The organism is Nocardioides ungokensis (genome assembly GCF_013466985.1).
GTDB lineage: Bacteria > Actinomycetota > Actinomycetes > Propionibacteriales > Nocardioidaceae > Nocardioides > Nocardioides ungokensis.
Window position 1 is genome coordinate 699,948 of the sequence record NZ_CP059164.1, and the last position, 12,240, is coordinate 712,187.

A 12,240-nucleotide genomic window follows, 5' to 3' on the forward strand; every position below is an offset into this window, starting at 1 on the left:
GCGTGAAGATCCTGCACAGCTTCAAGATCCTCGGTCTGGTCTTCCTCTGCCTCCTACTGGCGGGCGTCTACCTGACCTACGGCATCTTCAGCAAGAAGTTCGTCGACTACGACACGGTCACGCTGGACACCTCGACCATCGGTCTCCAGCTGCCCTCCCGCGCCGACGTCAAGATCCGCGGCGTCATCGTCGGGGAGGTGCTCGGCTTCGACACCACGGCGGACGGCGCCCAGCTGAAGCTGGGCCTCTACCCCGACCAGATCGACACGATCCCGGCGAACGTCACCGGCTCGATCGTGCCCAAGACGCTGTTCGGCGAGAAGTACGTCTCCCTCGTGGTCCCCGACTCCCCGTCGTCCCAGCACATCGAGCCGGGCGCCACGATCAAGCGGACCCAGGTCGCGATCGAGGTCGAGAAGGTCCTCAACGACCTCTACCCGCTGCTGCGCACGGTGCAGCCGGCGGCGATCAACCAGACGCTCAACGCGCTCTCCACCGCCCTCGAGGGGCGCGGTGAGGAGCTCGGCAAGAACCTCGAGACCGTCGACAGCTACCTCAAGCGGATCAACCCGCAGATCCCGCAGATCGTCGACGACCTGCGGCTGACGGCCAACGTCTCGGACACGTACTCCCAGGTGATGCCGCAGATCGCGCAGATCCTGCGCAACACCGTGAAGACCGCGGGCACGCTCAAGGACCGGTCGGCGAAGCTCAACGCGCTGTTCACCAACGTCACGGCGTTCTCGAACACCGCCCACGACTTCCTCCAGCAGAACGGCGACAACCTGATCCGGCTGAGCAAGGTCGGTGCCGAGCAGCTGCGGGTGTTCGCGAGGTACTCCCCGGAGTTCCCCTGCCTGACCAAGGGCATCGTGAACGCCGGCAAGCTGCAGGCCGAGGCGTTCCGCGGCTTCACCCTGCACATCGTGCTCGAGACGCTGCCCAACCAGCCGCGCGGCTACGGCGCGCAGGACGTGCCCCGCCTGGCCGACAACCGTGGGCCGAACTGCCTGCACCTCCCGAACCCGCCCTGGTCCCAGTCCAACCCCGTGCGCCACCAGCCCAACTTCAACGACGGCGTGGACGAGCCCACGGGCAAGGGCACCGACCGGGTGGCCCCGAACTACTACCGCGCCGACCTCGCCGGCAGCCGCCAGGAGTCGGCCTTGCTGAAGTCCCTTCTCGGTCCCGCGCTCGGTGAGAGCGCGGCCGACGTACCCGACCTGGGGGTCCTGCTCGTGGGACCCATGGCCCGCGGAGCGGAGGTGTCGCTGCGATGAAGATCCTCGACAAGCGGACTGCCTCCGACCTCACCAAGCTGCTCATCTTCATCGTGGTCACCACGCTGGCGACGAGCGTGCTGGTGATCACGATCGGCAACATCACCTTCGGCGGCAGCAAGGAGTACAAGGCCGAGTTCGTCGACGCGACCGGCGTCGTGAAGGGCGACGACGTCCGGATCGCCGGCGTGAAGGTCGGCACGGTCAAGGACATCCAGATCGTCGACCGCGACCGCGCGATGGTGACCTTCTCGGTGCAGGACGAGACCTCGCTGAGCAAGGCGACGCACGTCGCGATCCGCTACCGCAACCTGGTCGGCCAGCGCTACCTCTCGCTGAGCCAGGAGATCGGCAACTCGGCGCGGCTCGCCGAGGGAGCCACCATCCCGGTGTCGCAGACCTCGCCCGCGCTGGACCTGACCGTGCTGTTCAACGGGTTCAAGCCGCTCTTCCAGGCGCTCTCGCCCTCCGACATCAACAAGCTGTCCTACGAGATCATCCAGGTCTTCCAGGGCGAGGGCGGCACCCTCGAGGGGCTGCTCTCCCACACCGCCTCGGTGACGTCGACGCTGGCGGACCGCGACAAGGTGATCGGCAGCCTGATCGACAACCTCAACCAGGTGCTCGACCACATCGGCGACCGGGACGACCAGCTCAGCTCGCTGATCAAGACCTTCCGCACCTTCGTCGGCGGCCTGAAGAACGACCGCCAGGCCATCCTGGGCTCGCTCGACCAGATCTCGCAGCTCTCGGTGCAGACGGCCGGCCTGGTCTCCGGGATCCGGACGCCGTTCGTCGACGACATCAAGCAGCTGCGCAGCGTGGCCGGCACCCTCGACCGCAACAAGAGCGAGCTCGACCGCGCGCTGCAGGTCCTCCCGATCAAGCTGAACAAGGTGGGCCGCACCGCGATCTACGGCTCGTGGTTCAACTTCTACCTCTGCCACTTCCAGGGCCGGGTCCGGCTACCGGGCGGGAAGTCCCTCCCGGTCGACTACAACACCGGATCCGACCGCTGCGACCTGGGAGGGAACCAGTAATGAGCGTCCCGTTCCGCGAGCGGAACCCCGTCATCGTCGGGGCCGTCAGCCTCGCCGTCATCGCGATGATGATCCTGGCCGCCTTCAAGGCCCAGGACCTGCCCCTGATCGGCGGCGGCGACACCTACTACGCCGCGTTCTCCGAGGCCGGTGGCCTGAAGGCCAACGACGAGGTCCGCATCGCCGGCGTCCGCGTCGGCAAGGTCGAGAGCGTCGAGCTCGACGGCGACCACGTGAAGGTCGCCTTCCGGGTTGACACGAGCTCGCAGTTCGGCGACCAGACCCAGGCCGCGATCAAGGTCAAGACCCTGCTCGGCGCGATGTACCTCTCCCTCGAGCCGGCCGGCTCGGGTCAGCTGAGCGCGGGCAGCGAGATCCCGGTGGAGCGCACGAGCTCGCCGTTCGACGTCGTCGACGCCTTCTCGGGCCTCGCCAAGACCTCCGAGCAGATCAACACCGACCAGCTCGCGAAGTCGCTGACCACGCTGGCCGACCTGACCAGGAACACCCCCGAGGAGTTCCGCAGCGCCCTCGACGGGGTCTCCAGGCTCTCGTCCAACATCGCGTCCCGCGACGACCAGATCAACACCCTGCTGAAGAACCTCTCCCGCGTCTCCACGGTCCTCGATGCCCGCGACCAGGACATCGTCGGGCTGATGAAGGACTCCGACGTCCTCTTCCGGGCGCTGGTGCAGCGGCGGGAGGCGGTCCACAACCTGCTGGTCTCGACGTCCACCCTGTCCAAGGAGCTGACCGCGCTGGTGAAGCAGAGCCGAGCTGACCTCAAGCCCGCCCTGACCCACCTCGACTCCGTCGTGGCAGTGCTGAACAAGAACGAGGACAACCTCGACAACAGCCTGCGACTGATGGCGCCGTTCTACCGGGTGTTCGCCAACACCCTCGGCAACGGTCCGTGGTTCGACACCTACATCCAGAACCTCCCCCCGGTCCCGCAGGCGGGTGGCTGACATGACGAGGAAGATCATCGCCCCCGCCGTCATCCTGGCCCTCGTCATCGCCGCCGCGCTGGTGATGTTCCACGGTGACGACCAGAAGACGCTGACCGCGAAGTTCCCGCGCACCATCTCGATCTACGAGGGCAGTGACGTGCGGGTGCTCGGTGTCCCGATCGGCAAGGTCGACTCGGTGACCCCGTCGGGCACCGACGTCGTGGTGACCATGTCCTACGACCCGTCGGTGAAGATCCCGGCCGACGCGAAGGCCGTCATCATCGCGCCGTCCATCGTCGGGGACCGCTACATCCAGCTCACCCCGACCTACGAGCAGGGCGACCAGGTGATGGCCGACGGGACCACGATCGGCCAGGACCGGACCGCCGTACCTCTCGAGCTCGACCAGATCTACTCGTCGATGGACGACCTGACGGTCGCCCTCGGCCCCACCGGTGCCAACAAGGACGGCGCGTTGTCGGACCTGCTGGAGTCGACCGCGAAGAACTTCGGCGGCGAGGGTGCGCAGTTCCACCAGACCATCCAGGACTTCAGCAAGCTGAGCGCCACCCTCGACGACAACAAGGACGAGCTCTTCGGCTCCGCCGCCAAGCTCGAGGGCTTCATCGGCACCCTGGCCAAGAACGACAAGACGGTCCGCCAGTTCAACCAGTCGCTGGCCAACGTCTCCTCGATGCTCTCCGGGGAGCGCCAGGAGCTGGCCGCCTCCCTGAAGAACCTCGCCGAGGCGATGGGCCAGGTGTCGAGCTTCGTGCGGGACAACCGCGAGATCCTCGGCCGCAACATCTCCGGGCTCGACCGGGTCTCCAAGGTCCTGGTCCACCAGCGCGCCGCGCTGGACGAGGTGCTCAAGGACGCGCCGGTGGCCCTGAACAACCTGGCGCTGACCTACAACCCGCAGGCCGGCACCCTCGACACCCGCGCGAACCAGGGCGAGGTGGGCAACCAGATCGCCTCCGACCCGTCGGCGTTCCTGTGCTCGATCGTGGACCAGGCCGACACCAGCGGGAAGTCGTGCGACCTGATCAAGCAGGCGCTGCCCCGGACCGGCACGTTCGGCCAAGGGCCGGGCGCGACCGGGGGAGACGTCTACGACCCGACCCTGGGTGGACTCGTGGAGGCACAGCGATGAGGCGGCTCAAGCTGCTGCTCCTGCTGGTCGCCGGCTCGCTGGCGTTCAGCGGCTGCGGCTTCGACGTCTACAAGCTGCCGCTGCCCGGCGGCACCGACGTGGGCGACAACCCGATCACCGTGCACGTGATGTTCCGCGACGTGCTGGACCTGGTGCCCAAGTCGACGGTCAAGGTGAACGACGTCAGCGTCGGCCAGGTCACCGACGTGTCGCTCGACGGCTACACCGCCGACGTGACGCTGCAGCTGCGGGGCGACACCAAGCTCCCCGACAACACCATCGCCACGATCCGGCAGACCAGCCTGCTCGGCGAGAAGTTCGTCTCCCTCGAGCCTCCGGCCCAGGGCGCCACCGGCACCCTGAGCACCGGCGACGTCATCGACCTCGACCACTCCGGTCGCAACCCGGAGGTCGAGGAGGTCCTCGGTGCGCTGAGCCTGCTGCTGAACGGCGGCGGTGTCGCGCAGCTGAAGACGATCGCGCACGAGCTCAACACGGCCCTCGAGGGGCGTGAGGGCTCCGCGAGGTCGGTGCTGACCCAGATCAAGACGCTGATGACGCAGCTCGACGACCACAAGGCCGAGATCGTCCACGCGATCGACTCCCTCAACGCCCTGGCGGTCTCGGTGCACAAGCAGGAGGGCAGCATCGACGCGGCCCTCGGCGAGCTGCCGGGCGCCCTGACCTCGCTGGACAAGCAGCGCGGCGACCTGGTCAAGATGCTCCAGGCGCTCAACCGGCTCGGCGACGTCGGTGTCCGCGTGATCAAGGCGTCCAAGGACGCCACCATCGAGTCGGTCCGTCAGCTCGATCCGGTGCTGACCGAGCTCGCCGCCTCCGGCGACGACTTCGTGAAGTCCTTCAACGTCTTCCTCACCTACCCGTTCGTCGACGAGGTCGTCGGCCGGGACCCGCAGGTCGCCCGCAACCTCCACATGGGCGACTACACCAACCTCTCGATCCAGCTCGACCTGTCGGTGACCGGGGACAACAACGGCCCGACGGTGACGCCGCCGACGAACCTGCCGAGCCAGATCGACCCGACGGTGATCCTCGACAACGTCACCAAGTGCCTCAAGAGCGGGGACCCGACGAGCAAGGCCTGCAAGAAGGTGCTGGCGACCCCGTCGGAGCTCGCGAGCCTGGTCAAGGAGTGCAAGAAGAAGAAGAACCGCAAGAAGGACGTCTGCAAGCAGCTCAACGCGCTCCCGACCGGTGGTGGTGGGGGTGGGGGTCTGCCCACGTCGCTCCCGTCGCTGCCCGGCGTGGGCCGGGCCGGCTTCGGACCGACCACCTCGGCTGCGCAGACTGATCCCCGAGGGCCGACGATGAGGCAGCTGATGGACGTCTACGACCCCGCCCTGGTGAGCCTGCTCGTCCCCGGGATGGTGATCCGATGATCACGCGTCGCACCCGGATCCAGCTGATGGTGTTCGTCCTGATCACCCTGCTCGGCGTGAGCTACGTCGGCGCGCGCTACGCCCGGCTGGACCGGCTCGTGTTCGACGACTCCTACACGGTCGTCGCCCACTTCGCGGACTCCGGTGGCATCTTCGCGGGTGCCGAGGTGTCCTACCGCGGGGTGCGGGCCGGTCAGGTGCAGAAGCTGCAGCTGACCGACCAGGGCGTGGACGTCTACATGGACATCGACAAGTCCTACGACACGATCCCGGCCGACGCCCTCGCGGTGGTCGGGAACCGTTCGGCGGTCGGTGAGCAGTACGTCGAGATCCAGCCGCAGGTCGACAGCGGGCCCTACCTCCACAACGACTCCGAGATCGCGGTCGCCGACACCCGGACCCCCATCCCCACCCAGAAGCTGCTGGGGGACATCTCCACGACCGTGGAGTCGGTGAACAAGAAGGCGCTGCGCACCAGCGTCCTCGAGCTGGGCAAGGCCTTCGGGGGCACCGGCAAGGACCTCCAGCGGATCATCGACACCGGCAACTCGTTCATCCAGTCGGCCAACCAGAACTTCGACGTGACCACGGCGCTGATCAAGGACAGCAACACCGTCCTGAAGGGCCAGGTCGCCTCCGCCAGCGCGATCCGGACCTTCGCCCGCGACCTCTCGCTGTTCAGCGGGACCCTCGCCGGCAACGACCAGTCGCTCCGGGCGGTCATCGACAACGGGTCGGCCACCGCGACCCAGCTGCGCACCTTCCTCGAGGACAACCGCGTCGACCTGGCCGAGCTGATCAACAACCTCGTGACCACGGGTGACGTCGTGGTCAAGCACATCCCCGGGATCGAGCAGATCCTGGTGATCTACCCCTACGTGGTCGAGGGCGGCTTCACGGTCGTCTCGAAGTCCCCCGACACCGGGCTCTACGACGCGCACTTCGGGATGGTGCTCACCCAGGACCCGAAGGTCTGCGAGAGGGGCTACGAGAGCACCAACACGCGGCCCCCGCAGGACGGCAGCAACGCGCCGATGAACGTCCAGGCGCACTGTGGCGAGCCGGCCTCGGTCAGCAACGCGCGCGGCGCGCAGAACGCCCCCCGCGCCGGCGCGGCGTACCGCCCGCCGGCCGGGCCGCACTACCGCTCTCCGGTCGTGGCTTCCTACGACCCGGCGACGGGCAAGCTGTCCTGGGGTGGCAAGGTGGACCCGGCCCTGGGTTCACCTGGCACCCCGGCCCCCGCAACCCTTGGAGAGGAGTCGTGGAAGTGGCTGTTCCTCCAGCCCCTGGTCAAGACGCAGGAGTGACGAGCAGCAGCGACATCGACTCGCCGGCAACGGTGGAGTCGTCCACGGGGGAGCATTCCGGCTCCGCGACCTTCCGGGTCGTCGTGCTGGGCGTGCTTGTCGTTGTCCTGCTCGCTGCCTGCGGCACCCTCATCTGGCTGCTCGCCGGCCGTCGTGGGGAGGCCGATGACCTCCAGAGCTCGCGTGAGGCCGTGATGGCCCAGACCGACCAGTTCATGCTGCGCATGGGCACCTACGGGCCCGACCTGCTCGACGACAAGGGCCAGATGCCCGAGTACCGGAGCCGGGTCAAGGCCGTCATCACCCCGAAGTTCGCGACGTCGTTCGACCAGCAGGCCGGCACCGCCGAGCAGCTGGTGGCCCAGGCCGGGGTCTCGCGCCAGGCGCAGATCTTCGCCACCGGGGTCTCGGCGATCGACAGCGACTCGGCCACCGCCCTGGTCGCGGGCACCTTCACCGACACCTACAAGAAGGGCGGCCAGCAGCAACCGGTGCCGTTCCGGATCGAGGTGTCGCTGGTGAAGACCGACGGCAAGTGGCTCATCGACGACTTCACGCCCGTGACGGGAGGGTCCCAGTGACCGAGCCGACGACCCCCAGCTGGTACGACCTGCTCGACGTCGCCCCTGACGCCTCTGAGGCCGAGATCCGGGCTGCCTGGAAGGTCGCGATCGCCGACCTCGACCCGACCGACCGCAGGTTCCGGGTGCGCAACCAGGCCGCGGAGGTGCTCCTGGACAAGAAGCGCCGCGCGGCGTACGACGCCGAGCTGGCGGCGCAGCGGAAGTCGGAGCAGCAGGAGACGGCCGAGCAGACGGGGGAGGACCGGGACGAGGAGCCCGGGGCCCCCGCGACGGGGACGGCGATCGGCGCCCCGCGCCGCGTCGTCCCGGCGTGGCTGCTCGCCGGAGTGGCCGTCCTGACCGCTGTGGCGGTGGGCGCCGCGGCGTGGGTCTACTTCGCGCTGCCCTCCGACGCCTCGGTCGAGGAGTCCACGCGGGCCGCGCAGAGCGCGGCCGAGCGGGCCGTGGGGCCGATCCTGTCCTACGACTACCGGCACCTCGACGAGGACCAGGCGGCGGCGGAGTCGTACATGACGTCGGGCTACCGGCAGAACTACGACAAGCTGTTCGCGGTCGTGAAGCAGAACGCCCCCTCGACCAAGACCGTGGTGACCGGCAAGGTGATCAGCTCGGGCATCGTGAGGTCGGGCACCGACCGGGTCGAGGTGCTGCTCTTCGTCGACCAGTCGACCACCAACAAGCAGAACAAGGGCCCGGTCGTCTACAAGAACCAGGTCCGCGCGCAGATGGAGAAGGTCGGCGGCGACTGGCTGGTCGACTGCCTGATCACCACCCCCAACGGGTCCTGCGACTAGGGGGCCGCCTCGGCGCCCCGGACGGCGCCGTCGGCGCGGACACTTGACCGGGGCGCCGTCGCGGTTCATCATCATCGGCAACGTCTCGCCCGTGAAGGTGCCGCCGGTATTGTGTCGCGCCCTGTGTTGAGGTAACGTTGCGCTTTGCGCCTGCCCTCAAATGCGAATCGCCTGCCCGGTGGCTGATTTAGTGGTGGGCCGGCGCCATCCATGAGAGCGAACTCGTCGAAGGACACCTCTTGGCCGCGCGCACGACCCCAGCCCCTGCAAATTCTCTTGGCCACCGCCGCATCTCTTTCGCAAAGATCACTGAACCCCTCGAGGTTCCCCAGCTCCTCTCGCTGCAGACCAACAGCTTCGACTGGCTCGTCGGCAACGACGCGTGGAACGCCGCCGTCGAGCGTCGGATCGCCGAGGGTGAGGACGTCTCCCGCAAGTCCGGTCTCCAGGAGATCTTCGAGGAGATCTCCCCGATCGAGGACTTCTCCGAGACCATGTCCCTCTCGTTCGAGAACCCGGTCTTCTACGACCCGAAGTACACCACGGACGAGTGCAAGGAGAAGGACTTCACCTACTCCGCACCGCTCTACGTGTCGGCGGAGTTCACCAACAACGACACCGGTGAGATCAAGGGCCAGACGGTCTTCATGGGCGACTTCCCGCTCATGACCGACAAGGGCACCTTCATCATCAACGGCACCGAGCGTGTCGTGGTCTCCCAGCTCGTGCGCTCGCCCGGTGTCTACTTCGAGCGCTCCGCGGACAAGACCTCCGACAAGGACATCTACACCGCGAAGCTCATCCCCTCGCGCGGCGCGTGGCTCGAGTTCGAGATCGACAAGCGCGACATGGTCGGCGTCCGTCTCGACCGCAAGCGCAAGCAGAACGTCACGGTGCTGCTCAAGGCCCTCGGCTGGACCAACGAGCAGATCCGCGAGGAGTTCGGCGAGTACGAGTCGATGATGCTGACCCTGGAGAAGGACCACACCCAGGGCCAGGACGACGCGCTGCTCGACATCTACCGCAAGCTCCGCCCGGGCGAGCCGCCGACGCGCGAGGCCGCGCAGACGCTGCTGAACAACTACTACTTCAACCCCAAGCGCTACGACCTGGCCAAGGTCGGTCGCTACAAGATCAACAAGAAGCTGGGGCTGACCGAGGCGTTCGACCAGCAGACGCTGACCATCGACGACGTCGTCGCCGCGATCAAGTACATCGTCGCGCTGCACGACGGTCGCGAGCAGCTCGAGATGCCGCAGGGCACCCTCGACATCGCTGCGGACGACATCGACCACTTCGGCAACCGCCGCATGCGCACCGTCGGTGAGCTGATCCAGAACCAGCTCCGCACCGGCCTGGCCCGCATGGAGCGCGTGGTCCGCGAGCGGATGACGACCCAGGACGTCGAGGCGATCACGCCGCAGTCCCTGATCAACATCCGGCCCGTGGTCGCGGCGCTGAAGGAGTTCTTCGGCACCTCGCAGCTCTCGCAGTTCATGGACCAGACCAACCCGATCGCCGGACTGACGCACAAGCGTCGCCTCTCGGCGCTCGGCCCCGGTGGTCTGTCCCGTGACCGCGCCGGCATGGAGGTCCGCGACGTCCACCCGTCGCACTACGGCCGCATGTGCCCGATCGAGACGCCGGAAGGCCCGAACATCGGTCTGATCGGCTCGCTGGCCTCCTACGGCCGGATCAACCCGTTCGGCTTCGTGGAGACCCCCTACCGCAAGGTCGAGAAGGGTGTCGTCACCGACAAGATCGACTACCTGACCGCCGACGACGAGGACCGCCACGTCATCGCGCAGGCCAACGCGGTGCTCGACGACAAGGGCCGCTTCGCCGAGGAGCGGGTGCTGGTCCGCCAGCGCGACGGCGAGGTCTCCGAGATCCTGGCCGACGAGGTCGACTACATGGACGTCTCGCCGCGCCAGATGGTGTCGGTCGCGACCGCCCTGATCCCGTTCCTCGAGCACGACGACGCCAACCGCGCGCTCATGGGTGCCAACATGCAGCGCCAGGCCGTGCCGCTGATCACGAGCGACTCGCCGCTGGTCGGCACCGGCATGGAGTACCGCGCCGCGGTCGACGCCGGTGACGTCGTCACCGCGACGAAGGCCGGTGTGGTCAAGGAGGTGGCTGCCGACGTCATCGAGACGATGAACGACGACGGCACCTACTCGACGTACAAGCTGGCGAAGTTCCGCCGCTCCAACCAGGGCACCTGCATCAACCAGCGTCCGCTGGTCAGCGAGGGCGACCGCCTCGAGGTCGGCTCGCCGATCGCCGACGGTCCGTGCACCGACGACGCGGAGATGGCGCTGGGCACCAACCTGCTCGTGGCGTTCATGCCGTGGCAGGGCCACAACTACGAGGACGCGATCATCCTCAGCCAGCGCCTGGTGCAGGAGGACATCCTCACCTCGATCCACATCGAGGAGCACGAGGTCGACGCCCGCGACACCAAGCTGGGCCCCGAGGAGATCACCCGGGACATCCCGAACGTCTCCGAGGAGATGCTGGCCGACCTCGACGAGCGCGGCATCATCCGCATCGGCGCCGAGGTCACCACCGGTGACATCCTGGTCGGCAAGGTCACCCCGAAGGGTGAGACCGAGCTGACCCCCGAGGAGCGCCTGCTCCGCGCGATCTTCGGTGAGAAGGCGCGCGAGGTTCGCGACACCTCCATGAAGGTGCCGCACGGTGAGTCCGGCACGGTCATCGGCGTGCGGGTGTTCGACCGCGAGGAGGGCGACGAGCTTCCTCCGGGCGTCAACCAGCTGGTCCGCGTCTACGTCGCGCAGAAGCGCAAGATCTCCGTGGGTGACAAGCTCGCCGGCCGTCACGGCAACAAGGGCGTCATCGCGAAGATCCTGCCGATCGAGGACATGCCGTTCATGGAGGACGGCACCCCGGTCGACGTGGTGCTGAACCCCCTGGGTGTGCCGCGACGGATGAACATCGGCCAGATCCTGGAGCTCCACCTCGGCTGGCTGGCCAAGCAGGGTTGGGACCTCGACCTGTCGGACGACAAGAGCGACACCGACTGGAAGCAGCGCCTGATCAAGATCCACGCCGACAAGGCCGAGCCCAACACCAAGGTTGCGACCCCGGTGTTCGACGGTGCGCGCGAGGACGAGATCACCGGCCTGCTCGGTGCGACCATCCCCAACCGCGACGGTGTCCGGATGATCGACGAGACCGGCAAGGCGAGCCTGTTCGACGGCCGCTCCGGCGAGCCGTTCCCGGCGCCCGTCTCGGTCGGCTACATGTACATCCTCAAGCTGCACCACCTCGTGGACGACAAGATCCACGCGCGCAGCACCGGCCCCTACTCGATGATCACGCAGCAGCCCCTGGGCGGTAAGGCCCAGTTCGGCGGCCAGCGGTTCGGCGAGATGGAGGTCTGGGCGATGGAGGCGTACGGCGCCGCCTACGCCCTGCAGGAGCTGCTCACGATCAAGTCCGACGACGTGCCCGGTCGCGTCAAGGTCTACGAGGCCATCGTCAAGGGTGAGAACATCCCCGACTCCGGCATCCCGGAGTCGTTCAAGGTGCTCATCAAGGAGATGCAGTCGCTCTGCCTCAACGTGGAGGTGCTGTCGCAGGACGGCACGGCCATCGAGATGCGCGACGCGGAGGAAGACGTCTTCCGCGCCGCCGAGGAGCTCGGCATCGACCTGTCCCGTCGCGAGCCCAGCAGCGTCGAAGAAGTCTGAGGCGATCGGC

9 protein-coding genes are annotated in these 12,240 nt (G+C 67.6%); all 9 read left to right on the forward strand.

Features of this window, described 5'->3' with window-relative positions:
• Positions 1-2 precede the first annotated feature (2 nt).
• The 9 genes from H0S67_RS03535 to rpoB all read left to right on the forward strand — a co-directional run bounded on the left by H0S67_RS03535 (position 3) and on the right by rpoB (position 12,230).
• Positions 3-1,280 (forward strand): MCE family protein, encoded by a 1,278-nt coding sequence (locus H0S67_RS03535; RefSeq protein ID WP_180935463.1) that lies wholly within the window; start codon positions 3-5, stop codon positions 1,278-1,280.
• Positions 1,277-2,320, forward strand: a complete 1,044-nt coding sequence (locus tag H0S67_RS03540) for an MCE family protein (RefSeq protein ID WP_180935464.1) — start codon at positions 1,277-1,279, stop codon at positions 2,318-2,320. The genes H0S67_RS03535 and H0S67_RS03540 overlap by 4 nt, the downstream gene beginning before the upstream one ends.
• Complete coding sequence (locus H0S67_RS03545; protein WP_180935465.1) at positions 2,320-3,288, forward strand: MCE family protein; 969 nt, start codon at positions 2,320-2,322, stop codon at positions 3,286-3,288. Before H0S67_RS03540 ends, H0S67_RS03545 begins: the two co-directional genes overlap by 1 nt.
• A gap of 1 nt (position 3,289) precedes the next feature.
• Complete coding sequence (locus H0S67_RS03550; RefSeq protein WP_246355092.1) at positions 3,290-4,423, forward strand: MCE family protein; 1,134 nt, start codon at positions 3,290-3,292, stop codon at positions 4,421-4,423.
• On the forward strand, positions 4,420-5,823 hold the full coding sequence (locus H0S67_RS03555; protein WP_180935467.1) for an MCE family protein: 1,404 nt from the start codon (positions 4,420-4,422) through the stop codon (positions 5,821-5,823). Before H0S67_RS03550 ends, H0S67_RS03555 begins: the two co-directional genes overlap by 4 nt.
• Positions 5,820-7,133 carry an MCE family protein gene (locus H0S67_RS03560; RefSeq protein WP_180935468.1) on the forward strand — a complete coding sequence of 438 codons (1,314 nt, stop codon included), beginning with the start codon at positions 5,820-5,822 and terminating at the stop codon, positions 7,131-7,133. Before H0S67_RS03555 ends, H0S67_RS03560 begins: the two co-directional genes overlap by 4 nt.
• On the forward strand, positions 7,130-7,714 hold the full coding sequence (locus H0S67_RS03565; protein WP_180935469.1) for a hypothetical protein: 585 nt from the start codon (positions 7,130-7,132) through the stop codon (positions 7,712-7,714). Before H0S67_RS03560 ends, H0S67_RS03565 begins: the two co-directional genes overlap by 4 nt.
• A complete protein-coding gene (locus tag H0S67_RS03570; RefSeq protein ID WP_180935470.1) occupies positions 7,711-8,511 on the forward strand; it encodes a J domain-containing protein in 801 nt (266 codons plus the stop codon). Before H0S67_RS03565 ends, H0S67_RS03570 begins: the two co-directional genes overlap by 4 nt.
• A 239-nt stretch (positions 8,512-8,750) precedes the next feature.
• Positions 8,751-12,230 (forward strand): DNA-directed RNA polymerase subunit beta, encoded by a 3,480-nt coding sequence (gene rpoB / locus H0S67_RS03575; RefSeq protein ID WP_180935471.1) that lies wholly within the window; start codon positions 8,751-8,753, stop codon positions 12,228-12,230.
• Positions 12,231-12,240 lie beyond the last annotated feature (10 nt).